Annotated in this window: 26 protein-coding genes; all 26 read right to left on the reverse strand. The window is 45.4% G+C overall.

From position 1 onward, the window contains the following. Window positions 1-86: 86 nt before the first annotated feature. Window positions 87-4,346, reverse strand: a complete 4,260-nt coding sequence (locus tag NSQ20_RS20410; RefSeq protein WP_340030768.1) for a collagen-like repeat preface domain-containing protein — start codon at window positions 4,344-4,346, stop codon at window positions 87-89. Window positions 4,347-4,540: 194 nt separating this feature from the next. Further along, on the reverse strand, window positions 4,541-5,938 hold the full coding sequence (locus NSQ20_RS20415) for an ATP-binding protein (protein ID WP_340033046.1): 1,398 nt from the start codon (window positions 5,936-5,938) through the stop codon (window positions 4,541-4,543). Between the two features lie 55 nt (window positions 5,939-5,993). After that, window positions 5,994-6,710, reverse strand: coding sequence for a response regulator transcription factor (locus tag NSQ20_RS20420; RefSeq protein WP_036607918.1), 717 nt, complete (start codon window positions 6,708-6,710; stop codon window positions 5,994-5,996). Window positions 6,711-6,849: 139 nt separating this feature from the next. After that, entirely contained in the window at window positions 6,850-8,112 is a 1,263-nt protein-coding gene (gene ccsA, locus NSQ20_RS20425; protein WP_100527214.1) for a cytochrome c biogenesis protein CcsA, read from the reverse strand. After that, complete coding sequence (locus NSQ20_RS20430) at window positions 8,109-9,782, reverse strand: cytochrome c biogenesis protein ResB (protein ID WP_100527213.1); 1,674 nt, start codon at window positions 9,780-9,782, stop codon at window positions 8,109-8,111. Before NSQ20_RS20430 ends, ccsA begins: the two co-directional genes overlap by 4 nt. A gap of 14 nt (window positions 9,783-9,796) precedes the next feature. Then, window positions 9,797-10,324 (reverse strand): redoxin family protein, encoded by a 528-nt coding sequence (locus NSQ20_RS20435; protein ID WP_036607739.1) that lies wholly within the window; start codon window positions 10,322-10,324, stop codon window positions 9,797-9,799. Between the two features lie 134 nt (window positions 10,325-10,458). Further along, window positions 10,459-11,208, reverse strand: coding sequence for a pseudouridine synthase (locus tag NSQ20_RS20440; protein WP_036607741.1), 750 nt, complete (start codon window positions 11,206-11,208; stop codon window positions 10,459-10,461). A gap of 197 nt (window positions 11,209-11,405) precedes the next feature. Further along, window positions 11,406-12,224 carry a serine protease gene (locus tag NSQ20_RS20445; RefSeq protein ID WP_036672254.1) on the reverse strand — a complete coding sequence of 273 codons (819 nt, stop codon included), beginning with the start codon at window positions 12,222-12,224 and terminating at the stop codon, window positions 11,406-11,408. Window positions 12,225-12,287: 63 nt separating this feature from the next. Further along, on the reverse strand, window positions 12,288-12,821 hold the full coding sequence (locus NSQ20_RS20450; protein ID WP_017687658.1) for a spore maturation protein: 534 nt from the start codon (window positions 12,819-12,821) through the stop codon (window positions 12,288-12,290). 6 nt (window positions 12,822-12,827) lie between these two features. Continuing rightward, window positions 12,828-13,454, reverse strand: a complete 627-nt coding sequence (locus NSQ20_RS20455; protein ID WP_036607746.1) for a nucleoside recognition domain-containing protein — start codon at window positions 13,452-13,454, stop codon at window positions 12,828-12,830. A gap of 31 nt (window positions 13,455-13,485) precedes the next feature. Further along, the gene (locus NSQ20_RS20460; protein ID WP_340030771.1) at window positions 13,486-14,673 is read right to left on the reverse strand and encodes a D-alanyl-D-alanine carboxypeptidase family protein; all 1,188 of its coding nucleotides are present in this window, start codon (window positions 14,671-14,673) and stop codon (window positions 13,486-13,488) included. A 162-nt stretch (window positions 14,674-14,835) separates the two neighbouring features. Next, window positions 14,836-15,639 (reverse strand): sigma-70 family RNA polymerase sigma factor, encoded by an 804-nt coding sequence (locus tag NSQ20_RS20465; RefSeq protein ID WP_036607750.1) that lies wholly within the window; start codon window positions 15,637-15,639, stop codon window positions 14,836-14,838. A 66-nt stretch (window positions 15,640-15,705) separates the two neighbouring features. Continuing rightward, window positions 15,706-16,356, reverse strand: coding sequence for a lytic transglycosylase domain-containing protein (locus tag NSQ20_RS20470; RefSeq protein WP_076318998.1), 651 nt, complete (start codon window positions 16,354-16,356; stop codon window positions 15,706-15,708). A gap of 62 nt (window positions 16,357-16,418) precedes the next feature. After that, entirely contained in the window at window positions 16,419-16,634 is a 216-nt protein-coding gene (locus tag NSQ20_RS20475; protein WP_036607752.1) for a hypothetical protein, read from the reverse strand. Next, window positions 16,631-17,005 carry a hypothetical protein gene (locus NSQ20_RS20480; protein ID WP_051447052.1) on the reverse strand — a complete coding sequence of 125 codons (375 nt, stop codon included), beginning with the start codon at window positions 17,003-17,005 and terminating at the stop codon, window positions 16,631-16,633. Before NSQ20_RS20480 ends, NSQ20_RS20475 begins: the two co-directional genes overlap by 4 nt. A gap of 78 nt (window positions 17,006-17,083) precedes the next feature. After that, window positions 17,084-17,470 carry a hypothetical protein gene (locus tag NSQ20_RS20485; RefSeq protein ID WP_036607754.1) on the reverse strand — a complete coding sequence of 129 codons (387 nt, stop codon included), beginning with the start codon at window positions 17,468-17,470 and terminating at the stop codon, window positions 17,084-17,086. Window positions 17,471-17,606: 136 nt separating this feature from the next. Continuing rightward, window positions 17,607-18,173 (reverse strand): sigma-70 family RNA polymerase sigma factor, encoded by a 567-nt coding sequence (locus tag NSQ20_RS20490; protein WP_051447053.1) that lies wholly within the window; start codon window positions 18,171-18,173, stop codon window positions 17,607-17,609. A 596-nt stretch (window positions 18,174-18,769) separates the two neighbouring features. After that, window positions 18,770-19,186 carry a Na-translocating system protein MpsC family protein gene (locus NSQ20_RS20495; RefSeq protein ID WP_036607758.1) on the reverse strand — a complete coding sequence of 139 codons (417 nt, stop codon included), beginning with the start codon at window positions 19,184-19,186 and terminating at the stop codon, window positions 18,770-18,772. A 234-nt stretch (window positions 19,187-19,420) separates the two neighbouring features. Then, the gene (locus tag NSQ20_RS20500) at window positions 19,421-19,618 is read right to left on the reverse strand and encodes a hypothetical protein (protein WP_036607761.1); all 198 of its coding nucleotides are present in this window, start codon (window positions 19,616-19,618) and stop codon (window positions 19,421-19,423) included. Then, the gene (locus tag NSQ20_RS20505) at window positions 19,587-19,910 is read right to left on the reverse strand and encodes a hypothetical protein (protein ID WP_036607763.1); all 324 of its coding nucleotides are present in this window, start codon (window positions 19,908-19,910) and stop codon (window positions 19,587-19,589) included. The genes NSQ20_RS20500 and NSQ20_RS20505 overlap by 32 nt, the downstream gene beginning before the upstream one ends. Window positions 19,911-20,066: 156 nt before the next feature. After that, window positions 20,067-20,981, reverse strand: coding sequence for a hypothetical protein (locus NSQ20_RS20510; RefSeq protein WP_036607767.1), 915 nt, complete (start codon window positions 20,979-20,981; stop codon window positions 20,067-20,069). Between the two features lie 15 nt (window positions 20,982-20,996). Then, window positions 20,997-21,392 (reverse strand): hypothetical protein, encoded by a 396-nt coding sequence (locus NSQ20_RS20515; protein ID WP_036607769.1) that lies wholly within the window; start codon window positions 21,390-21,392, stop codon window positions 20,997-20,999. Then, window positions 21,389-21,949: a hypothetical protein gene (locus NSQ20_RS20520; RefSeq protein ID WP_036607771.1), complete on the reverse strand. Its 561-nt coding sequence runs from the start codon at window positions 21,947-21,949 to the stop codon at window positions 21,389-21,391. Before NSQ20_RS20520 ends, NSQ20_RS20515 begins: the two co-directional genes overlap by 4 nt. A 13-nt stretch (window positions 21,950-21,962) precedes the next feature. Next, window positions 21,963-22,754: a hypothetical protein gene (locus NSQ20_RS20525; RefSeq protein ID WP_036607773.1), complete on the reverse strand. Its 792-nt coding sequence runs from the start codon at window positions 22,752-22,754 to the stop codon at window positions 21,963-21,965. Between the two features lie 16 nt (window positions 22,755-22,770). Further along, window positions 22,771-23,724, reverse strand: a complete 954-nt coding sequence (locus NSQ20_RS20530) for a hypothetical protein (protein WP_036607775.1) — start codon at window positions 23,722-23,724, stop codon at window positions 22,771-22,773. A 3-nt stretch (window positions 23,725-23,727) separates the two neighbouring features. Further along, on the reverse strand, window positions 23,728-24,810 hold the full coding sequence (locus NSQ20_RS20535) for a hypothetical protein (protein ID WP_036607777.1): 1,083 nt from the start codon (window positions 24,808-24,810) through the stop codon (window positions 23,728-23,730). Window positions 24,811-24,822: the final 12 nt, after the last annotated feature.

Here is a 24,822-nt window from a genome sequence, read left to right on the forward strand (position 1 = left end):
GGAATTGGAAAAGGGGTGCCCATCACCCCCATATGAACTCCGCTTCTTTTGGTCAATGGAAGTATTCTTAATACGTAATCGAACTATTAACTTAACTGAATAATGTTTAGTGTAGACCCCGGAGGAGACAGAACGGCTGCGCCAACAAGCCCGAATAATTGTAACTGTATTGTTGAACCAGCGGTAACGGTAACCATAAAGTCAGACTGCAGCTGACTGAGAGAAATTACTGGAGATACTACACTCGCTGGAATAGCTGTACCGTTAAGTAAAACCCGAGATTGGATAGCAAGTGCAGCTGTCAGATTTATTTTGTATGAGATATAGTAACGACCTGCATTGGTCAGTGTGAAGGTGTCATTTGTCCCATTGACGGTTATACCTGTGCCAATATTTTGGTTATTCGGTAATGGAACGAGCGTACCACCCAATATTACAACAATCGTACCATTAGTGTTCTCAGCAAAAGCCGAGTTAGATGTTACAGATGTTCCGGTTGCACCGGTTGCTCCAGTAACTCCTGTACTTCCGGTTACGCCGACTCCCGTTGCTCCCGTTATACCTGTGGCTCCCGTTACACCTGTGGTTCCCGTTCCTCCAGTCGCACCAGTTGCTCCGGTACTTCCTGTTATGCCGACTCCCGTGGCTCCGGTTATACCTGTCGCTCCGGTTCCTCCAGTCGCACCAGTTGCCCCGGTACTTCCCGTTACGCCGACTCCCGTGGCTCCCGTTATACCTGTGGCTCCGGTTTCCCCCGTCGCACCAGTTGCCCCGGTGCTCCCCGTTACGCTGATTCCCGTTGCTCCCGTTATACCTGTCGCTCCGGTTTCCCCCGTAACACCAGTTGCTCCGGTACTTCCCGTTACGCCGACTCCCGTGGCTCCCGTTATACCTGTGGCTCCGGTTTCACCAGTGACACCAGAAACTCCGGTACTTCCTGTTACGCCGACTCCTGTGGCTCCTGTTATACCTGTGACTCCTGTTCCACCCGTGACACCAGTTGCTCCGGTACTTCCCGTTACGCCTACTCCCGTTGCACCGGTTATACCTGTGACTCCGGTCTCCCCCGTGACACCAGTTGCTCCGGTACTTCCGGTTATGCCGACTCCCGTTGCTCCTGTCACACCTGTTACGCTTACTCCCGTTGCGCCAGTCAATCCCGTTACGCCTGTTGCTCCTGTTTCACCTGTAGCACCAGTACTACCTGTTACACTTACTCCTGTGGCTCCTGTGATCCCCGTCGCACCAGTCAACCCTGCAACACCAGTCGCTCCTGTTTCACCAGTTGCCCCGGTTCCTCCAGTTACTCCTGTTGATCCTGTTACGCTTAGTCCCGTGGCTCCTGTAATTCCCGTCGCCCCAGTCAACCCTGTAACACCAGTCGCTCCTGTTTCACCAGTTGCCCCGGTTCCTCCAGTTACTCCTGTTGATCCTGTTACGCTTAGTCCCGTGGCTCCTGTAATTCCCGTCGCCCCGGTCAACCCTGCAACACCGGTCGCTCCTGTTTCACCAGTTACTCCGGTTGATCCCGTTACGCTTAATCCCGTGGCTCCTGTAATTCCCGTCGCCCCGGTTAACCCTGTAAGACCTGTCGCTCCTGTTTCACCAGTTGCCCCGGTTCCTCCAGTTACTCCTGTTGATCCCGTTACGCTTAGTCCCGTGGCTCCTGTAATTCCCGTCGCCCCGGTCAACCCTGCAACACCGGTCGCTCCTGTTTCACCAGTTGCCCCGGTTCCTCCAGTTACTCCTGTTGATCCCGTTACGCTTAGTCCCGTGGCTCCTGTAATTCCTGTCGCCCCGGTTAACCCTGTAAGACCAGTCGTTCCTGTTTCACCAGTACTTCCCGTTACTCCAACTCCAGTTGCACCCGTCACACCTGTCGCTCCTGCGCCCGCAAGCAATGTGTAATCCGGTGAAGTCCCCGGCGTTCCGGTTGGTGATGCCACATTCGCAATATACGTACTGCCGTTGAACGTTACAACCTGACCAGCTGGATATGTCGGGGCTACAGCTGGATCGAATGGCACGATACCACTTAAACCTACGCCTGTCGCTCCTGTTACGCCGGATGCTCCGGTGCTTCCTGTTACTCCAACACCAGTTGCACCCGTCACACCTGTCGCTCCTGCGCCCGCAAGCAATGTGTAATCCGGTGAAGTCCCCGGCGTTCCGGTTGGCGATGCCACATTTGCAATATACGTATTACCGTTAAACGTTACAACTTGACCCGCTGGATACGTTGGGGCTACAGCTGGATCAAATGGTACAATGCCACTTAAACCTACACCTGTCGCTCCCGTGACCCCTGATGCCCCTGTCACTCCGGTACTTCCCGTTACTCCAACGCCAGTTGCACCGGTCACACCCGTTGCTCCAGCGCCAGCAAGCAACGTGTAATCCGGCGATGTGCCCGGCGTTCCCGTTGGTGAGGCCACATTCGCAATATACGTACTACTGTTGAACGTTACAACCTGACCCGCTGGATATGTCGGGGCTACGGCTGGATCAAATGGTACAATGCCACTCAAACCTACGCCTGTCGCTCCTGTTTCACCAGTTGCCCCAGTTCCTCCAGTTACTCCTGTTGATCCCGTTACGCTTAATCCCGTGGCTCCTGTAATTCCCGTCGCCCCAGTCAACCCTGTAAGACCAGTCGCTCCTGTCACTCCGGTACTTCCCGTTACTCCAACACCAGTTGCACCCGTCACACCTGTTGCTCCTGCGCCAGCAAGCAACGTGTAATCTGGTGAAGTCCCCGGAGTTCCGGTTGGTGACGCCACATTCGCAATATACGTACTGCCGTTGAACGTTACAACCTGACCGGCTGGATACGTCGGGGCTACCGCTGGATCGAATGGCACGATACCACTTAAACCTACGCCTGTCGCTCCTGTTACGCCCGATGCTCCTGTAGCTCCGGTACTTCCCGTTCCACCAATGCCGGTTGCTCCTGTAACTCCCGTTGCTCCTGCGCCCGCAAGCAATGTGTAATCCGGTGAAGTCCCCGGAGTTCCGGTTGGTGACGCCACATTCGCGATATACGTACTGCCGTTGAACGTTACAACTTGACCCGCTGGATACGTTGGGGCTACGGCTGGATCAAATGGCACTAGGCCTGTCAATCCCGCCCCGGTTGCTCCTGTGGCTCCTGTAGGTCCTGCACCTGCAAGCAATGTATAATCTGGCGAACTTCCTGGCGTACCCGTTGGCGAAGCGACATTTGTAATGTAAGTACTGCCACCAAACGTGACGATCTGTCCAGCTGGATATGTTGGTGCTAATGCGGGATCGAATGGCACGATGCCACTTAATCCTGCACCTGTGGCTCCAGTTGCACCAGTCGCCCCCGCAGCAGCGATTAATGTGTAATCCGATGAAGATCCTGGTGTTCCTAGAGGACCAGCTACACTCGTAATGTAAGTACTACCGTTATACGTAATGACTTGACCTGCTGGATAACCCGGGGCGAGCGCTGGATTAAATGCCACGGCTCCTGTCAAACCAGCTCCGGTTGCTCCCGTTACTCCAGTCGTTCCTCCCGACAGCAAAAGAGTGTAGTCTGGAGAACTTCCGGGTGTACCCAAAGGACCATTTACATTGGCAACATAAAGACTACCCTCGTAGCTAACTACTTGGCCTTGAGCATAAGTTGGTCCCAGTGCAGGATCAAATGCAGTAATATTGTTCAAACCCACACCTGGTGCTCCTGCCGGACCCTGTGCTCCCTGTGCTCCCTGTGGACCAACTGGGCCAACCGGTCCTACTGGTCCAAGTCCTCCCGGTGTGCCAGTAGCCCCTTTCACCCCAGGGACTCCTGGGACACCTGGTACCCCCGGGACTCCTGGCACTCCCTGTGGGCCGGCTGGTCCGGTAATCCCTCCAGTTCCAAGAGTTGTCGTCGCACGGCTTAGCGATATGGAGATCGATCGAATTAATCCCACAAGTTTATCTTTTTCTGCAGGAGGTACTTCCAGAAGCAGCGTCACACTTAACAAGTCATCCAGTAAGTTTTGCAAGTTACCTGCGAGATTAATAAGAGGAACAGGGACAACCTCTGAACCTGCAATCGTTAATTCCAATACGGCTTGTAATTCAGCCTTTACTCCGGCACGAAATCCGGATTGATTTACAAAAGTAAGTAACTGGCGTAATCCATTCTGTAATGACAGTATATTGGCTGAAGTCGGCTGACTAATTGCAGCAGGAATAGCCACAGCCAAAGAACGCAGTATGGATTCAAACTGCTCCAGTTCGCTTGTGGTTATTGGAATAAACGGAGAGCCTGCTCTAAAAGATCTGCCTTCCAGGAAAGCTTTAATATTGACCCTTTTTCGATCATCGGACATGCTTAACTCAATCCTCCTCTATCTTGCTTGCTTTTCAAGCTTATGTCACATAGGAAGGAAAATTATCTTGGACACTCTTTTTAGTCAAAAAAAGACCATTCTTGTTCCACGTTGAACAAGATTAAACGGTAGTCTTCAACAAAAAAACACCCTCCATAAGAGGGTGTTTCCGCACTTTTTGTATGAAATTCAGGCTATTTCGATGAATCCAAAGGAAATTGCAAAATAAACTCTGTTCCTTCGCCAAGCACACTATTGACGGTAATCATGCCTTGATGCGCATCAACAATATTTTTCACAATCGCTAAACCAAGCCCCGTACCTGCACTTTCTCCCCGAACACGAGCCTTGTCAGCTTTGTAGAATCGTTCGAAAATAAATGGCAAGTCGGATGAAGGGATACCTACTCCCTGATCCTTCACAGAAACTCTAACAAATGGAGCACGAAGATAAGTGACGCGCTCGGCTGAGATCATAACATTTTTGCCAGTAGGTGTATGTCTGAACGCATTATCCAGCAGATTCGTAAATACTTGCTCAAGTCGATCCTCATCTGCCTGTTGAAGTTCAATGGTTGGTTGTTCGAACTTAAATTGCAGTTGAATTCCCTGTTCTTTTGAACGCACAGAGAACTTCCGATATACACGTTCAAGTAGTTCTCCGAGGTCAACTTCCTTCATCACCATGTCCGTGTGTCCAGCTTCCATCCGCGCAAGATCAAGCAAGTCTTTAACCAATCTGCCCATCCGTAGAGACTCATCATGAATGACTTGGATCAGTTCTTCGCTCTCTTCCGGTGAGGTTGCCATACCGTCCAAAAGGGCTTCACTGTAGCCTTGCATCATGGATAGCGGAGTTCGTATCTCATGAGATACGTTAGCCACGAAATCACGCCGCATTTTCTCCAGACGCACTTCTTCTGTTACATCTCTTAAAACAGCCACAGCCCCTCTGACAACACTGTCAGCGTACAACGGTGCCATCTGAACAGACCAGACACCTTGCTGTACGTGAACATTGGAGTTCTGGTCCCCGCCTTGCTCCATCACCATTCTGAACAAAGGAAGAAGGGGCTCAGGTACATCCCGCGAAGTCTTGTCAGACTGCTCGGATTCTTGTCCTTCGTCCATTTTCGCCCAATCGAGATCATACCATGTCTGCATGATCTTCTCTCCAGGCGGATTCGTCAGAATAACTTTGCCTTCACCATCAAATGTAACAACAGCATCAGTCATGCTGCGAAGCACACTCGCCAAATGTTCCTTCTCATGGTTAAGGTTTCGAATATTATCTTCCAGTTGGGCAGCCATATGATTAAATGTGTTGGCAAGTTCACCAATCTCATCACTCGTTACCAGGGAGAGACGTGTTCCGTAGTTCCCTTTGCGAATCGCATTGGCTGCCTGAATCAATTGCTGCATAGGCTGCGTTATTTTGGTGAATAGAAACAATGCAAAAAACGTGGTTAAACTGAATCCGATAATACAGATATAGGTGAACAACCGCTTAATATCTCTGGATTCGGATTCTGCAAAGTTCGTATCAATGTAGGGCAGCAAAAAGAGACCCAGCGCTATAAGTACACAACCCACAAGGCAGATAATAGTGATCCATAACTTCCCGACCAGTGATCTCCAGAAACTAAAACTACTTCGGTACTTCCAGTTTATAACCCACACCCCACACCGTCGTAATCATGGCCGCCGATTCAGGCGATACCTTGTTAAGTTTCTCGCGAAGACGCTTCACGTGCGTATCCACGGTACGAAGATCGCCAAAGAATTCGTAATTCCATACATCTTTGAGCAATTCTTCTCTGGAGAAAACTTTGTCGGGAGATGTTGCCAGGTAGTGCAGCAATTCATATTCTTTTGGTGTAAGACTAATCTCTTCGCCACCCGCGGTTACCCGGTGGGCATCATGCTCAATAACCAGATGCGGGAACACGATGTTGTTACTCGAATTGCTCTCCTTGGAGAGATAAGCTGTCGCGGAAGCTCGACGCAAAATCGCTTTGACACGATAAATCACTTCACGCGGGCTGAATGGTTTTACAACATAATCATCAGCGCCAACTTCGAAGCCTTGAACCCGGTTAATCTCTTCACCTTTTGCAGTGAGCATCAAAACCGGCGTTGATTTCACCTGACGAAGACGGGTACACACTTCAACTCCATCCATACCCGGCAACATCACATCAAGCAAAATCAGACCGTAGTCCCCTGCTGTTGCTTTACGCAGCGCAGTTTCCCCATCCTCAGCTTCATCGATTTCATAACCTTCTTTTTCAAGATACATTTTCAAAAGCCTGCGGATTCTCTCTTCGTCATCCACGACCAGTATTCGATTCTCATGTTCAGCCATGCCTCTCCAGCCCCTTTGCAATAACTCCTCATCACTTCTATTATGTTCGATCTGGCGAACAATATTTGAATACCCTTCAATAAAAAGGTACATTTGTGTTTCCCGCTTCTAAACTCAACCTTTGCAATACGAGTCTGTCCTAGTCAGCTCCAGCATAAGAATGTAATCCGGCAATGATCAGATTCACTCCAACCAGCGTAAACATAACCACCAGGAAGCCAAGAACTGCAAGCCATGCAGACTTCTGACCTTGCCAACCTCTGGATAAACGCAAATGCAGATACACACTATAATATAGCCATGTAATCAATGCCCACACCTCTTTGGGGTCCCAACCCCAAAAGCGACTCCAGGCAATCTGAGCCCAGATCATGGCAAAAATTAATGCTCCCAGCGTAAATATCGGAAAACCAATGGCAATCGCGCGATAACTTATCTCATCCAGATCATCAGCATCGATTCCATCCATCATTGGCTGTAACGCTTGTCCAAGTGGTCTGCGCACAAGAAGTCGTACAATTCCATACAGGATCAGACCTACAATAAGTGACCAAACCACCGTATTCAGCTTGCGCCCGGCATTTACCCCGTTCATCCAGGAAGGCGTCTCAAGTAAAGGTTTTTTCATGCCAAGAAACGGTGTCATGCTCTCCACTTCGCTATTATATGGTGCAAAAATCGGAGGCATGCGATAAATCACTTTCTCTATTGTACTATTTTCCTGTACCTCTGTGTCAATGCTGACCGTTTTCTGTACAAAAACCGCCTCGTAACCAGCTGTACGAAAGGCAAATACCGTTCCTATGAATCCGATGACTACAACGATCGTAACTAGGGTGAATTCAACCCATCCTCGTTGACGTCTTGAAGACTTGTCTTTACCACTGAAATCAACAGTACGGAGCAAATACATGAACCCTGCGGCAAAACCCACGGCGAAGAATGCTTCACCAAGCGCGGCCAACGTCACGTGAATTTTCAGCCAGATGGACTGAAGCGCCGGGATTAATGGCTGTACCTCCTGAGGAAATACAGCGGCATACGCCATAATAATAATGGTAAGTGGTAACGCAAACAAACCCAGTAATGACTTGCGGTATATGGCATATACAACAATAAATGCAACCATAATCATCATGGACAGAAAAGACATGAACTCATACATGTTACTAACCGGGATATGTCCTGCCCCAGCCCATCGGGTTACAAAAAATACGAAATGCGCCGCCAAGGCGACAGTCGAAGCGATGAAAGCTCTTTTACCCCAGCGATTCATATGGTCCAGAGGATCACGATTACTCCATTTTTTGCCCATGACCGCGACAGCATATAACAAGAATGCAGCACAATAGAGAAAGAAAGATACGATAAATGCGTCGCTGCTGAAATCCAATAAATTCATGCCTGGTTCCCCCCGTTATCCAACGACTTCTCTTCCACTTCCAGATTCATCTGTTTCAAGACGGCCGCAACTTCACGCCTGAAGCCAAACCAGTTTTTGTTGGTATGTCCACCCAAGGTGAGCTGTTTATCATCAAAACGAATCCAGATGCGGCGATGATGCCAATAAAAACCCATGACCAAACCCAACATAACAATACCGGCTCCTACCCAGACAAAAGGCATTGCCTTATCCACTCTTATATTGAGATAACTTACGGACTGAATAATATCGACCTTGTCCATGCTGTCTACTTCCAGCTGTAAAGGAATCTCAGCTCCAATCAGCTGTTGGTTAATTGCATCCTGTTGAAACCGTTGTTTATCAATCTGCTTCGCAAAGTACAGATATTGTATCCCCTCTTCGGGCAGATCCGGTCCCTTGATGAGAAAGAGAAAAGCAGGTGCATTAGGTGAAGGCGATTTTGATTTGGGCTGACCATTCTCATCTAATCCAAAGTCCATAAACTTTTCTTTTACGGTAAGCTTATAAGGACCAGCTTCAAATGTTCTTTGGGTATCTACCATATCGATCTTAATTGGCCCATATACTTCACCCGTCTCTGTATTGACCAGATCAGGCGTTACGGAACGAATGGTGGGTGTTAGATCATAATCAAACTGATATGCTTTCAGACCGTTATAATTCAATGGATGATTCACGCGTACATCATGTCTGGCTACCTCAGCTAACTGAGGTTTCTTCGAGAGATCCGAACAATCTGCTGTACATTCATACAAAACAACTTTTGTTTCGAACAGTTTTGGAACGGTCTTGTTCAGGTTACGGAATTGCTCGGGTACTTCTTCCTCACTGTAGAATTCAACATTAAACTGTTCATTTTGCAGATACATCGATGTATTCGGGATCTTTTTGATCTCCCCTTCAGGAAAAGCAACGTGCTCGTCCAGATTCAGACCAGGAAGTCCTCGTGCGAGTACCGCCAGCAAAAATATAATGAGTCCAATATGGATGACATATGGGCCCCATCGACTGAATCGTTGTTTCTCGGCGAGTAATGCATCCCCCTGGGTGTGCACACGGTATCCTTTCTTTTTCAACGGCGTAACCGCTTTCTTAATCCAGTCTTCTGGTGCCTCTTCGATGGTACCTTGGTACACGAGACGCTGTCTTGTCAAAAATTGCGTATGCTTACGTATTCTCTGTTTATTCAGTGCTTTGTAGAGCGGTAGGACGCGATCCAGACTGCATATCACCAATGATGCCCCAATCAGCACCAGCAGTAGAATAAACCACCAGGATTCATATGTATGGGATAAACCCAACAGATAATAGATATGACCCAACTGACCGTATGTTTCTTTGTAGTACACGGAGGGATCGATATTCAGAAATGTACTTTCTTGCGGATAGATCGTGCCAAGCATAGAACCTACAAGCGTAAAAACAATCATATAGACGGCAATTTTAACGGAAGAAAAAAAGTTCCATATGCGGTCAATGATATTAGGATTACTACGCTGTGAACGGCGCGCCATGCCATCATAACGCATTTCCAGCACTTCATCCGATTTAGCTTCAGACTCCAGCAGCGGTTTCCCACATGCTTCACATAGTACAGTGCCTACCGGATTCTGGTGTCCGCACTCACATTTGGTATTTTGGAACACGAATAGACCTCCTGTCAGGGCTGCTTCGCCAGTTGCGAAATTTGAGCGTCAAGTGTGTCCAAATCAAGTTGCCCGATATGAATGGTAGAGATTTTGCCCGTGTCGGATACAAAAAATGTCGTTGGCATGGGAGAGATCCCAAAATCACGAACCGAGTTTTTGTCCCGGTCAAGCATGATTGGAAACGTAACGCCAACCTGCCGTACAAAATTATCCACGGTCATCTGGTCTTCTCCAACATTAATCCCGACAAATTGTACTCCCTGGTCCTTCCATTTGTCAGCTTGCGCCTGAAGTGCAGGCATTTCTTTAACACAAGGTTCACACCATGTGCCCCAGAAATTGATCACCATCGCTTTTCCTTTGTACTCATCAGACGTATGAACTTGACCATCCAGGCCCAGCAGTTCAAAAGAAGGAGATTTGTCCCCTTCCTTTGGCTTGCCATTCGAGCCGGATACCGATGTGGTAATCGCATATCCGCCCAACACCAGGATCAATAACAAAATGACGATTTGCACCGTTCTTCTTGATTTCCCCATGTGCTGCTCCCCTTTTAAGTGACTGTAGCATTCGCATCTTATTGGTATAAGACAACTGTGAACATCCTATGAACAATTATAGCGAATTTCGTCACAAAACTGCGGCGGTTTTATGAAAATTATGTGTCCTCACATTACCTTTTTTTCATTTTTTTGGCTGGCTCTGATTGTGCGAGGGTAATCAGGTTGTTGACTTCCTCTTTGGTCAGATGACGTGTCAGACCACGTTTCAGGTTTTGTAGCAAAATACCACCAAACGAAATCCGTTTCAGGCGGGTTACTGGATGGTTGATTGCCTCGAACATACGTCTAACCTGACGGTTACGTCCTTCATAGATCGTAATGGAAATGACCGACTCATTAGCCGCTGTATCCACATCTTTGTACTCTACCTCTGCAGGAGCAGTCATGCCGTCATCCAGCATAATGCCTGTCTTTAATTTCTCCAAAGCTGTACCATGTGGCACACCTTTAACCGTTGCATGATACGTTTTGGGTACGTGATGCTTAGGATGCGTCAGCAAATGTGCAAACTCACCATCATTGGTAAGGATCAATAAGCCCTCTGTGTCATAATCCAGACGACCTACAGGATATACGCGTTCCTTGACACCTTTCAGGTAGTCGGATACAATTTTCCGACCTTCCGGGTCAGATGCACTTGTGATTACGCCTTTTGGCTTGTTCAACATCAAGTACACTTTTTTCTCACTGCGGATCGGTTTTCCATTAACCGTAATCATATCCTCTTCGGGGTTCGCTTTTGTACCCAGTTCGGTTACGACCTCCCCGTTAACTTCTACTTTGCCGGACAGGATTAGTTCCTCGCTCTTGCGGCGGGATGCAATGCCTGCCTGTGCGATAATTTTTTGTAATCTTTCCATGTTTGTCATGTCACCTCACACTAATGATACCCATCACGCAAGGAAATCACAAGGATAATCCAAGGATTTTGTAAACTGGCGACACGAATATGCATTTTAGACTACCTTCCCCTTGGAGATTTCCGCAAAAAAAAGCCTACCTTTACACGACCTGTTAAACACAGATGGAGTAAAGATAAGCCTTTTCCTCAAATCATTTAATTGGAAACTTTGCCGGCAACTGCAACCTGTTTTTTGGCAGGTGTGGTACTCTCTTTAATGAAAGTCTGCAATGTCTTGGAAGTAATATAATAGGTACGTCCACCGTACACAAATGTCATCATACCAATGACCCGGTTGTTCTGATCCAGAACAGGGCCACCTGAATTACCTTGGGCCATGGATTTCACAATACTGCCGATTCCCTTTTTACCTGGAACGTCCGAAGCTTGGGAACTAAACACTCTGCTTTTGGCTATCGTATTGAAGGTTGAAGGAAAATCTTCATCCAGGATGACAAGATCACCAGCAGGATTTTTGGGGAATCCAATGGTATAGACGACCTGGTTATCCCTTGCGTTTGTAAATGTGACCGGTTGGGCGTCTATCTCCTTGTCCAGCTTCAGTAGTGCCATGTCTGTCACCGGATCTGTCTTAATAATCTTTGCCTTTACAGGCTTACCCAAGGAACCCGGACTCGCAACAGTCAGTGTACCTTCATCACCATCAGACAGTTCAGCAAAACTCTGAACGACATGATAATTCGTGAGCACTTCATCCTTTGAGATCAATATTGAGGTACCAACATCATAATATACCATATCGGGTTCATCCTGCTTGACCAAACGTACATTCACGACTGGAAAAGAATCCGCTGTGACTGCCATTTGTGCACGCAGCTGTTTATCGAAGTAACCTGTAAAATGTATCGTCTGAACGGCTTGAGCTGCCGCCAGCCCCGTTGACCCTGCGAGCATTGCAATAGCAAGCACGCCTGACATTCCGACACGGAGCATTCGTTTCCAACTCTTCTGCATGTCTCACTCTCCTCCGCTATTATTCTAGCATATCTAATATATCGGAAGGAAAGGAGATATCTTTTAACCAAAAACCAGCAAACAAATGGCGAGCGCAGCAATAAAACCAACGACATCGGAAAACAACCCTACTTTGAGTGCATATCGACCGTTACGTATGCCTACAGCCCCAAAATAAACAGTCAGCACATATAACGTGGTGTCTGTACTCCCCTGAATCGTAGATGCCATACGTCCAATCATGGAGTCAGGGCCATGGGTTTTGATCAGATCGGTTGTAAACGCCAGAGAGCCTGTCCCCGTTAAAGGACGCAGTATTCCGAGTGGTAACACTTCGCCCGGAACACCCATCCAGGACACCAGCGGAGCAAACAGACTAATCACAAAATCCAGTGCACCCGAGGCACGAAATACGCTGATTGCGACCATCATGCCCACGAGATGTGGAATAATACTGATTGCAGTGGAGAAACCATCCTTGGCCCCATCAACAAAGGATTCGTAAACCGGGACCTTTTTGGTAAACGCATATAATGGAACAAACGCGATAATAACCGGGATGGCCCAGACGGAAATCCAGTTGATGAAGGTTAACAAAGGTGCTCATCCTTTCATGCCGGGATTGCCACTTTTCTGTATGCGCGGCGGTTTGTGTAAAGCCCTGTTTCGATACCAGCGATCGGCGATTATAGCAGCAAGTGTAGCGATAATGGTAGCCATCAATGTTGTTCCCACAATCTCTGTTGCATTGGCGGAATGATAGTTTAAGCGGATGGCGATCAGCGTTGTCGGAATAATGGTAATGCTAGCCGTATTCAGAGCCAGTAAGGTGCACATCGCAGGAGAAGCGGTTTGTTTGTCCGGATTAAGCTCCTGCAGCTGTTGCATGGCTTTGATTCCCATCGGTGTAGCCGCATTTCCTAGTCCCAGCAAATTGGCACTCATATTGGAGAGAATATAACCCATTGCCGGATGATTTTTGGGCACATCGGGGAACAGGAAGCCCACAACCGGACCGAGCAGCTTGGCAATCCGAGCCAGGAGACCCGCATCTTCAGCCATTTTCATCATGCCCATCCAGAACACAAGCACACTAATCAGTCCAAAACAGACCGTGACTCCCGTTGCCGCCCCATCAAAAGCGGCTTGCGTGACCACTTCGATATTGCCGTTGACGGCTGCAAAAACAAATCCGATTAAAATCATGAGCAGCCAAATTAGATTAATCATGGATTATATCCTCCCTTCAATGGCGATTTAGCTAAGGAGACAACAGATGGCTTAACACGGCGCGCCATGTAGATGCCCAGGAAGAGACATCACCGATTCCACCCAGCGTTTCATCTTCTGTCTTCGGTTCAGGAGGAATATAACTGCCTTTGCGATACACGGGAATTGAGCCAACAAGTTTGCCGTCAAGCTGCATATCAATGCGACCTGCCAATCCAAACGAAAGATCTGTCGCTTTTTTCTTGTCTTCCTTTTCTGACTGTCCTCTATTTTCGTGTAGTATCAATTTCTTGGTCAATGAACTTTTCTCACTCTCAGCCAGTGGGTACCAAAATCCCCGGCCCGTAACGACATCTGTATTTTGCACAGGCTGTTCTTGCTTGGCGACCTCTACTAACGGGAAGTACTCAAAACCGAAATCTAACATCCGAGCATGATCGTTCCAATCGTTTCCGTCGTTCAGCGTTACTGCGGCGAGCTGCTGTCCGTTACGTGTAGCGGAACTGACCAAACATCTGAAAGCTTTTTTTGTGTAGCCGGTTTTCACTCCATCCGCACCTTCATACATCCGCAACATTTTATTTTTATTGTGCCAAGAGTATTCCCAGCTTTCATTGGGGTTCGGTGCGGATTTGTCCTCCGTGGCTACGATGCGTTTGAACACCGGATTGTGCAATGCATATGCCGTTAATCGTGCCAAGTCGTTAGCTGTTGAATAGTGACCTTCTGCATCCAGTCCATGAGGGTTCATAAAATGAGAATGCGTCAGACCGATTTGCTCCGCCTTTTTGTTCATTAACAGGACAAAGCCTTCTTCCGATCCACCGACATGTTCTGCGATCGCAGAGGCCGCGTCATTGCCTGAACGGAGCATGAGCCCGTACAACATGTTTTCAAGCGTCATCTCTTCACCTAACTTGAGATAGAGAGAAGATCCTTCTTTGGCAAAAGCCGAGGGAGACACTTTCACTTTATCATCCAGCTTGCTGTGTTCGATCGCTACGATCGCTGTCATGATTTTGGTCAAGCTGGCAATTCGCAGTTCTTTATCCCCATCCTTGCTGTATAAGATCCGGCCTGATGTGACATCAATGAGAGCAGCGCTTTGCGCATGAGTAGACGGACCTTGAATCGTTGCCTGGGCTTGAGTAGCCCCAAATGAAGACAGCAAGAAGACAGGGATAAGCATGCATGCAATGACTTTCGTTATTTTTCGCATCAATTCATTCCTCCGGGTCACTTGGAATCTTGTACTATCTTATGTCCAGACAACTTGGAGTATGTCCCATCGGGCAAAAACAGCAAAAATCCCTCACGCTTGGATGCGGGAGGGACGTTATGTATGAGGCGTTATATAAGATATCAAGGGCTTAGACGACAATCAAGCCTGATCCTTTTTATCCAGCATTTTAGCTACTTTTCGCATAATTCTAGAGACTCTCATCTGGCTAATGTCTTCCATATCTGCGGTCTGAGTTTGATTAAATCCTTCAACACGATGCTTCAGTACAGTCACTTCTTTCTCACTAAGCTTGCGCTTGACCGAATCAATAACCGCATCAACGTATAACTTGTCCAAAATATCTTCTTCAATATTCTCCCCGCTATAGATGGTATCCATCAACGTCACGGATTGAGTTTGTTGATCATCAGCACCTACAGGCTCATCCAGGTATTTCACACCTTTACCCACTTGAAGTGCTTTATTGATCTTCTCTTCTTCCTCATCAAGCAACAATGCGATTTCATGTGCTGGTGGGAGGTAGCCCATATCGTGCTCAAGTCGATTGATTCGGTTAATTAATTCCGTAGCTGTGCGAGTTGGACGAATAATGCTTGCGCTATCTCTCAGAAAACATCTGATTTCTCTGACAATGGCAGTAACACTGAACGAACTGAATTTTACGCCACGCCCCGTATCAAATGCTTTAACCGCTTTGATGAATCCCAGACGGCCCAGTTGAAGAATATCATCCTTCTCCACACAATGATTCTTAGTAATCATTTCAGGTTTTCCAATATACTTATGAACGGAATGCCATATCAGGTTCTCATTGACCAGAATACAATCCCCGAGGAAATGCTCATCGAGCTTACAACGTTCAATATTCTCTACGTCATCCATTGTGTAATACTTCTTGTCTGCCTGCAAATTCGTGCTAATATGTTCTGGAAATTTTCCCATTTGGATCTCCCTATGTAAAATTGATAAACGATCTTATAGTATTCAAATTCTATTGTTAAATGATGTTTATTGACCTTTTTTGATTATTCCAAGCATCTTGTTATGATGTTCCTTCACTTGATTGTAGTACCAGGGGCGAGCCTTTCCCTTATCTACATTGCCCTCCCCCTGATTGTACGCAATGGTTGCCGTACGAAGATTTCCGTCGTACTTATCCATAAGATATTCCAAGTATATAATGCTTGTCCTGATATTCGTTTCAGGCTGATGTAGCTCCTGTTTACTCACTCCATACGATTTCGCTGTGCTAGGAAGAATCTGAAGTAAACCAACCGCTCCATGGGATGATACACTTTCCTCTAACATCCTGCTCTCTTGCCACATCATAGCCAGAATCCAGACGGAATCGATATCCGTATCCTTCGAATATTGAACTACCCACCTCACATACTTCAGCAGCTTTGCCTGGCTCACTGTTTTCTCATGGTGGAGTTCTATATACTGTTCAAGCATATCCGTCATTTGTATGTGCGCAGGAGCAACCGATTTAACTTGTTTTTGTTGTTTTTGTTGTTTTTGTTGTTTTTGTTGTTTTTGTTGTTTTTCTTGCTTCATTAGTTTTATTGGCTTTACCTGCTCTGCTTCCGTTGCTTGGTATTGTGAAGCTAATACCACCACCGCAACAACAATACCTATTACTCTTTCTAAAGTAAGCAACAGATTCGCCCACCTCCTTACTGAAAGCTCTATATTATAGAAGGAATAATCTCATACATACGTTAGGATTGGTCTTGTTCACTTGGCTGATATACAATGATTGCTGCAAATTCCAACGTGTTACTGGATGGATCAACGGTGGAGGTAAACTCCAGTCCGGTAACGAACGTGTGTGGTTTGGATAACATCCATGCGTTGATTAATTCTTCCACACCTGTATCGCTAGCGGACACAAACGTTTTTACAGCTAAATCCGAGGCGTAGTTTAACACCTTCATTGCTCTTCACCAGATGAGTCTTGTTCCTCTTCCTTTTTCTCTTCAATGAGTTGATTAAACTCCTCTTCGGTCAGTTCATGAATCTCCAATTCGTAAGCACTTGTCAGAATGTACCCCATACCATCCGTTAAATGAACGTTATAAAATGTTTGTAGTTCTTCATGGAAGGTACCCTCTTCGTAGTTGAATCCAATAATGGCTTTTTCGTAACCAGCTACACGACCAGCAAACCATACGTTCGCTTTTGTTGTTGCGCCAGTTGGCGTCTGGATTTCATGCATATTGGTCGGCGCGTGGATATACTTTCCAATCATACTGGATACGATTTCTTCCGTTAATTTATCATCTTTTGCTTTGATCATATGTGTCATTGAATTATTCCTCCATTAGTTAAAGTCTCGCGAATATGCTTGCCCTTACATTCTCTATACGTGTTATCGGAGCGGCAGTTAAATTGGAGCCGCAGATGAAGGATTGGTTCCGCTGCTTAGGACCATATAGTTCGTCCGCATATGGTGTACAGCCACGTCCAGATCAGCCACTCGTTTGGAGACAAAATCTTCGATGACAGGCTCCAATGGCCTGAAACCTACACTCAAGATCGGTTTTTTATGTATATAAGCATGATGCATGATCACAATATCAGTAGAGGTCAAATGATCCATTTCCAGATTAACCAAGACAGCATCAGCCTGTAACACTACTTTCTCAATGATCAAGGCATACTCCCTGTTGCTTAAATCAGAAGCTGTCGAAGAATCATGACTTGCCCAAGCGATATCCGAATACCCCTCTAGACGTTCCACAGAAAATCCTAAAACCACCACACTAAGCATCCTTGTTCCGCCTTTCTTTCTGTACTAATCTCTCTATACGACATAAAAAAGCACCCAGTTAAGGGTGCTCTCTCTGTTCTATGTAGGTTACTGAATCTATCTTCATCAAACTTAGGCTATTAATTGCCACTTATGACTACAATGCTTCGTATTTCTCACGAATCGCTTTCCATAACTGGGATATACGTGCCTTGGATACACCTAGCATTCCTGCAATCTCTACAAATTCATACCCCGAAGTCCGAAGCTTAAAGATTTGTTTCTCTCGTTCGTTCAGCCTCATATTTTCCATAATATCTGTTACAAACTCAAAATTCTCATAAGCAAACCCAGCATGACCAAGCGCTAATGCGATGTCTGAGCTTTCCGATTCATCGCCACCCCCCTGATCCGTGCACATGATCTGTACAGCGTTAACCACACTGAGATTTTTCTCAGACATGCACTTGCGGTACATGTCCTTAATTTTATTTTCGATAAGATGATCAACAAACGTCGACATTTTGGCCTTTTCTGCATCATACTTGTCCAGGGAGTTAACTAATTTGATCATAATCTCCTGGGTCACATCTTCTTTCTCCATCCCGGCAAACGTTTTACCTCTAAGTTTGTGACGACACTTCTCCTGAGCTTTATTCAGGAACATGTCTATATCCCCAATCTCAAATAAATCATCAAAACCCATAGCAGTTGTAGCAGACATTATACATTTCCCCCATTAACTATTTAATTATCAGTAATCGTATTCTTTCTTCACAATCTAGTCGCTATCCAGCATGATCTTACTCTATATTCCCGCTATTGCTCCCGAAATCTCATATACCATATGTAGTCTTGTTACACACAATTGAAGCTAATAAGCCTAATTACACACAAACAATCAAGAAATCTCCCTTTGATCCGCCTCCCCATTCCCATCCTATTACATTCAGAATAACAAATACGAACTAATGTTCGCAACATTTATTTATTTCGTTCGCTTATATGCCTTTTACTGACTATATACGAAGTATACAGTGAAAGGTAAAGTAGCATTTTTTACAAACAAAAAGACCAACACAGAGCGCACCACTGGAAAATACCAAAATGGTGGAATGTGTCGGTCTTGGTCTGACATCTATTTCGTCCCAATTACCGAAGATATGGCCTTCAAGTTCTTTAACAAGGTTATAGGCTTCGTCAAGATTATTAATCTATTCGATCGCCATAAGGGTAGTATAAGGAAATATGTAGGATATTGTCAACAACAAAATTAGTTCCTAAGAACCTGTCCAGTATTCAAACGTTAGTTAATAGGTCTTAAGGCATGTTAATCTCATCATTTTTCAGCAGCACTTCAACATCCTTGTTCATCTTGAAGACTGTAATCTGCTCTGCAAAATCATGACCAAAAAATGTTGTTTCGATGTCTTCGATCTTCAGACCCATGTTGATATAGGAGAAAACGGGGTTGAAATCTTCTCTCATCATATGTGCTAGCTTCATCTTGTATTCGGCGAAAATTTGACTTGAGTGTGATTGCATATGTTCCAGCATGAATGCTTCAGGCTTGGTGAATTTTGCTGTAAACTTTAAGATGATAAAATGATTCATGATAGAGACTCTGGTATCTACCGGCCCGCGCTCAGTAAAATCTTTTCTTATTCTGGATGCCAACTTTGCGAGCTCTCTTTCCAAGTCTTTTATCTCAATGTCCCATCCCTCCTTGCCAATCATCCTGACCCCTTCTACTGCCCCTGAACATATGAATTCAACCTAGTTTAATCAAAACTGCTTGTACAAGACAAGTTTCAATGGATGCATTAAATCAAGTCACTATCAACTTTTCATGAAAAAGGAATAGACCCCAGAACTAGGCTTGGGGTATATCACTTTATTAACTATATTTTATAATTATTCAAATAAATCAACACTTGGTGCTGAAAAGCTAACATTAGTTAGCTCATACGCTTAATTTATCATTTCATTGGTGAGCTCTATTTTGAGTAGGCTAAACGCAACCAGGTTCAAAACGACATTGGCACCGTAGTCTTTTTCGATCAAATCGAACGCTTCTTCCGTTGCTCCAACCAGATCCTCCTTATCCGAGGTCATCTCGGTAGTGACAATTTCCTCATCATTCAGTGCAAAGGTCAGCCTGTACAGCATCTGTATTCCCCTCCTTAGAGGTCAATTCAATATTTCGCACATCGGTAAGATCAATGATATGAACCACATCGTCTGTATCTTCCAACGTAATCGATTTCCCCTCGTTCTTGTGTTTGGTGAAAAGTCGGCGATATTCTTGCTTAACCTCATTCCCAGTTAACGGGATTTCGCGTACGACCTTATCCGAATCTTTCTCTTTCTGTTGTAACCTTGGATTATCTTCCATCCAGTTCACTGTTTTTTTCTTCCCACTTCCCTTGAAATAGAAATGAGCAGTAAGTTCAATATTCATCGTACACTACCTCCCGGAATAATTACGTTTTCATACTACTTTCTCTATACGCCTTGATCAGTTAATCGTTAATGCTAATCTTCATGCAGATGCGGGATACACAAACTATTTCGTTGTTAAAAGAAAAAAAAGGACAGCATATGCTATCCTTCCGTATTAGTATTTCTTAACCGCTATACGATTGCCGTATGAGTCATATATATATTGGAAGTTAGTTTGAACAGGTGTTGTTCCCAACCTGGTGATGGACTTGGCCACCAATCTTCCCTCATCATCATACTGATAGATGACATCAACCAAAGTAGGAAGTTGCACGAAGTCCAGACCGTCATATCGATATATCTCACCAATCGAAATGACTAAGAAGGAATCATCCTGTGCATAACCTTCTGGAGAAGCCGGCATGGTAAGTACAGGTTCTCTAACAAGCTGCTCGGTGTAGTTGTCTGTAACGACTTGTCGAATAACTCTTCCCTGATTGTCAAAAGCAAAATATGTAACCACATCCGTATAATCTACCAAATCGCTGATCGATTCCCACGGATCAATGACATTCAGGCGTTTTCGTTCACCCCAAGTCATGCTCACATGGGTTTCTCCATCGCTGATCATATCGGCACTGTGTGTGTCAGGATGTGTGTAATGATTGGCCTCACGCTCGATGTTGGACAATTTTTCGCGTTCGTCCAGAGTCATGATAACGTTATGAATTCCATCTGTTAACATATCAGCACTGTGTGTATCAGGATGGCTATAGATCACCGTTTTGGTACCATTAAGATTAATCACTCCATTCTCAGGATGGTTCGAAACTCGATCACCACCCACCTTTACATATTTCCCACCGCTGTATGTATAGGTCGTTGATTCATTTTGATTGCTTGAGTCTTGGCGGACCAAATACAATCTTCCTGCTTCACCTACGGTTGGAAGTTCTGTTTTGAGTCTGACCGAGACCACGTTCCCTACTGACACTGCGTCCAGTCTGCCATCAAGTGAGGCATAAGAATCCCTGGCTTGTTTAACTTCACGTTCTACTTTGGCAGCTTTGCTGTATGAAACAATATCCATGTGGTGGTCCTCCTCTCACCTTGTAGTCAAACCAACGACCTCAATATCGAAGTTGGCCACATCTGTACCCAGATTTTTTAACGACAAGTGAAGTGTTGAAGTCCCATCTACGTCCTCATATGGCAAATCGATCATATCGTAAATCCCTTCCATAAAATTCCCCGTCGAGTATTGGGAATTGTTGAAATAGAGAACCTCTGGATGCGGACCCGCACTGTTCAATACATGAAGTTCCACATTTGTCTCTCTAGACGGAATGACCCTAATCGTTTTGATCATGAATCGAGGATGTTCCATGGGAATATCAATCATTGCCTTCGCCCCACCGCCAACATACTCTACTCTTTGGGCAAACGATACCGGCAATAGCACTTTTCTCATCTCCTCCATCAGTTTCCATGTCCTGTTCAAGAGTCTTCCCTCCTTCTAGGAATATGCGTATCCGGATACCGTCGTGGACGAAGATGATTGCCAGATGTGTTACCACTTCCGCTGTAAGACCAATCCCCCCACGTTTTCCCCATTAACCCCGCTTGCTGGACAGGAATTTTGACCTTAATGCACCAATCGAGCCCCGCATAATTTTGTTTCACTTTGAGGCCTCTTATGGTATCACGAATTAAACCTACTCCACTGGACTGGGTCAAAAATTTATGCTTGAGTATCATATTTTTTTCATTAGGAACTCCCACTCTGGTTCGTGGCCCATAAATATACTTATCCGTAACGTATCCAATCAATTGATCATTATGGTTGTCCAGCATCCTCCATGTACCCCAACGGTAGATGTCAATTAATTCAGCCGTAGTGGATAACGTTCCTAATGAATAGACTATTTCCTTACCTTCAATGGTGACCGGAACAGCATCAAGATCGTATCCAATGCCATGGAGAACTGCCGCCTTACTCTGGGTATAGAGAGAACCGCTCTCGGCGGTCCCTACAACTTTCCCTTGATGTATAGCCATGTCCATCACCACCTTAATTCATCAGGACAGCAACCGTAGCGCCTGATAAAAAGCTCTGTCCACCAATCGACAGCGAGTATACCTTATATGTTTTAGTGCCCACTTTGATCTCATCTCCATGGGAAACCCCAGCAGAAGGTACCGCATAGATATCAATAAGCTCTCCCCTAGGACCTTCCACACCATTACACATAATAACCGGACCAAGATGATAAAGAGACCCCCACCCTGGATTAACAGGAAGCATGGCAGAGTAAGCATCATAAATGTTATTCACCATCTGTTTATCTTTATCACGCAACGTCCGAATACCATTATCCCCGTTGTAGCTGAGGCCAACACTCAAACTCGAGGAATCTGTCTCTGTGGCATACCTGTTCAGAATTCCGAAGTAACCCAGATTGGATATACCGGTAACCGAGTTCACATCCCCCTGCAAATAAATAATAATACGGTTTGGTTGAACTGAAACTTGGTAATCGATTAATAGATTCGTATCAACGGCACTTGTATGACATAGGAAGTCCTTTTTCACTTCGGCTCTGCCCAAAGGAATACTACCATCTGTTGCCATCACATCTTCAGCCACACTCACGGTCAATTTATTTCCCGTAGTTCCCTTCGTGTTTCCAACCTCAAGTCTGAAAAACAGTTTATCTGAACCCGTTGTGCCCACCGATTTCAGCACGATTACACTCGCTGTCTCGTAAAAAATGGACCAGGGAGATCCCGCAATCATTTTAAAGCCTTGAACAATATTCGCGAATAATTCATTCATCTTAACTTTGCCTGTGAAATTAGCCATTCCTCATAAACACCTCCTATATTTGGAAAAGTAACGCTCTTTGTCCACCACCAAGCAGTCTGGCACCATGGAAGAACTTCGGTCTTGAATACACAGGAGCCAGGTTCGAATTGTGGTAATAACGTCCATAGTCTGTATTCGGATAATCCTGATCTACGACATGAAACACGTAATACTTGCCATCATTGCCAAGATCCAGGATCGATCCGTCCGGGTGCTGCGCACTGTTTTTAAATACAATAGAACGAATACCCTTGAATTCCCCCCTAGCTCCTTCAGATGGATGATAGACCATAAAAGGTGTAACATAGTATCTTGAACCTACACCTGGAGAAGGGATGGACTCTGTCCCAAAATTGTACAGTGCGTACTCCGTTCCATTCCGTGAAGTCATAACGACACCTCTCGGTGTATCATATTGATCTGATATGTTGTTATCCGAAGCGGATAAAGGCATATGTGGAAAAACGCCATAAAATTTATTGGCAATCGCCGGGTCCTCTTGCTCTAATGGCTGGCATTTACCTAGGAATATTCGTACCGGGTAAGCTCTTTCCGGATAGTTCAGACTCTCTCCATGGATAAACAGGATATCCTCATTCGTAATTACAGACCACTTATAGTTCACATTATACTGTACGTTATGACACAAAAATGGCGTTTCCGTCATGAATTTATCTGTGTCCACTGGCGAATTTACGAATAGATCTGGTGATGCCACATTGCTTCCCAGGTTCTTCAGTCCCCAGCGAATGTTGACTCCTCTGGCGTGCGCCCATACACACATGGTAAAACGCATGGATGTATTTTTTTTATTGGTAAGCAGCGCATTGCCCCAGTTGGCATAAGTCGTTTCGGCCGTATGTATGGTATCCCAGTAAGGATCGAGTGCATCTTTCAATGTGTTAACAAGCGTTGAAGTAAATAAGCTTAGCGTACTGGTAAACTCGTGTCTGCGAATCATGGTCATGCACTACACCTCCTTCTCGATCTCGAATAGCAGCACCCGTTGTCCGCCACCGAGAAGTAACGCTGAATCGAAGAAGTAGGGTTGACCTGCATATGCGGTACCGTTTGTTGCATAAAACTGTTGATTGGTAGCAGGATGGGCTTGGTTAAATGCATGGAAGACATAGTACCTTTCATCCTCCAAGTCCAAGATTGATCCATCTGGATACTTACTGGCATCCTTAAGTACTGCAGTTCTGATACCTTGGAACTCACCTCTGGCACCTTCTGTTTCATGCCAAACGTAAAATGGTGAAATAAAAAATCTCCCACCTACACCCGGTGAAGGTACTTGTGAACTCGTCGCAAAGTGATATAACGCATTTGGTGTTCCATTACGTGAAGAACGCATGTACCCGCGTCCTGCCCGATATTTAAGTTCATCGTCGTTGTCAATTAAACCGTGGGGGAAGTGAGAGAAAATACCGACGTTATCGTTAGCAATCAAAGGATCTTCTTCTTCGAATGGTTTTACTCTTCCAAGATACATACGGAAAGGATATGCTAGATTTAAGTTTGTCTGAGGTTCACCAAAGAGAAATATATAGTTCTCACTGATAAATAAACTCCACTTCCAATAGACATTAACAGCTGTATTAATACTCCTGTATTCACTACTATAGACAGAGTTATAGTCCATTGTATGAAAAGGGATTTCGGTGACTGCTCCAAGATTAGTATATAAATCGGGTAATATTGTAGATGCATTATTTCTTAAGCCTGTTCTTAGAACATAATTCTTTGAGTACGATCCACGACTATTATCACTACCGTATGTATAACTAGAAGAATTCATTGAAATTGTGAAAAAGAGACTGGGATCATTATTATTTTTTGCCGTTATCGTCCCTTGATTAGCGATACTATTTAGATTTGTATTCCACGATTTGGGCTGTGCGTAGCTATTAGTGTTGCTATAAGACCACTCCCAGTGGACATCGCCATACAAATCCTGTGTTACTGTATCGTAAAGGGTCTTAATAAACGTTGAACAATACGAGTAAAACTCATAACGACGCAGTGCACCTAACAAAATATTTTCAGCCAACTATCCCACCTC

Source organism: Paenibacillus sp. FSL K6-1122 (assembly GCF_037977015.1).
Classification (GTDB): Bacteria; Bacillota; Bacilli; order Paenibacillales; family Paenibacillaceae; genus Paenibacillus; species Paenibacillus amylolyticus.

What these genes read in the sequence shown, in the direction of transcription:
- NSQ20_RS20410 (WP_340030768.1), bottom strand. Translation starts at nt 4,346, where the DNA reads ATGTCCGATGATCGAAAAAGGGTCAATATTAAAGCTTTCCTGGAAGGC.
- NSQ20_RS20420 (WP_036607918.1), bottom strand. Translation starts at nt 6,710, where the DNA reads ATGGCTGAACATGAGAATCGAATACTGGTCGTGGATGACGAAGAGAGA.
- ccsA (WP_100527214.1), bottom strand. Translation starts at nt 8,112, where the DNA reads ATGAATTTATTGGATTTCAGCAGCGACGCATTTATCGTATCTTTCTTT.
- NSQ20_RS20435 (WP_036607739.1), bottom strand. Translation starts at nt 10,324, where the DNA reads ATGGGGAAATCAAGAAGAACGGTGCAAATCGTCATTTTGTTATTGATC.
- NSQ20_RS20440 (WP_036607741.1), bottom strand. Translation starts at nt 11,208, where the DNA reads ATGGAAAGATTACAAAAAATTATCGCACAGGCAGGCATTGCATCCCGC.
- NSQ20_RS20445 (WP_036672254.1), bottom strand. Translation starts at nt 12,224, where the DNA reads ATGCAGAAGAGTTGGAAACGAATGCTCCGTGTCGGAATGTCAGGCGTG.
- NSQ20_RS20455 (WP_036607746.1), bottom strand. Translation starts at nt 13,454, where the DNA reads ATGATTAATCTAATTTGGCTGCTCATGATTTTAATCGGATTTGTTTTT.
- NSQ20_RS20460 (WP_340030771.1), bottom strand. Translation starts at nt 14,673, where the DNA reads ATGCGAAAAATAACGAAAGTCATTGCATGCATGCTTATCCCTGTCTTC.
- NSQ20_RS20465 (WP_036607750.1), bottom strand. Translation starts at nt 15,639, where the DNA reads ATGGGAAAATTTCCAGAACATATTAGCACGAATTTGCAGGCAGACAAG.
- NSQ20_RS20475 (WP_036607752.1), bottom strand. Translation starts at nt 16,634, where the DNA reads ATGAAGGTGTTAAACTACGCCTCGGATTTAGCTGTAAAAACGTTTGTG.
- NSQ20_RS20480 (WP_051447052.1), bottom strand. Translation starts at nt 17,005, where the DNA reads ATGACACATATGATCAAAGCAAAAGATGATAAATTAACGGAAGAAATC.
- NSQ20_RS20485 (WP_036607754.1), bottom strand. Translation starts at nt 17,470, where the DNA reads ATGCTTAGTGTGGTGGTTTTAGGATTTTCTGTGGAACGTCTAGAGGGG.
- NSQ20_RS20490 (WP_051447053.1), bottom strand. Translation starts at nt 18,173, where the DNA reads ATGTCTGCTACAACTGCTATGGGTTTTGATGATTTATTTGAGATTGGG.
- NSQ20_RS20495 (WP_036607758.1), bottom strand. Translation starts at nt 19,186, where the DNA reads ATGATTGGCAAGGAGGGATGGGACATTGAGATAAAAGACTTGGAAAGA.
- NSQ20_RS20500 (WP_036607761.1), bottom strand. Translation starts at nt 19,618, where the DNA reads ATGCTGTACAGGCTGACCTTTGCACTGAATGATGAGGAAATTGTCACT.
- NSQ20_RS20505 (WP_036607763.1), bottom strand. Translation starts at nt 19,910, where the DNA reads ATGAATATTGAACTTACTGCTCATTTCTATTTCAAGGGAAGTGGGAAG.
- NSQ20_RS20510 (WP_036607767.1), bottom strand. Translation starts at nt 20,981, where the DNA reads ATGGATATTGTTTCATACAGCAAAGCTGCCAAAGTAGAACGTGAAGTT.
- NSQ20_RS20520 (WP_036607771.1), bottom strand. Translation starts at nt 21,949, where the DNA reads ATGGCTATACATCAAGGGAAAGTTGTAGGGACCGCCGAGAGCGGTTCT.
- NSQ20_RS20525 (WP_036607773.1), bottom strand. Translation starts at nt 22,754, where the DNA reads ATGGCTAATTTCACAGGCAAAGTTAAGATGAATGAATTATTCGCGAAT.
- NSQ20_RS20530 (WP_036607775.1), bottom strand. Translation starts at nt 23,724, where the DNA reads ATGACCATGATTCGCAGACACGAGTTTACCAGTACGCTAAGCTTATTT.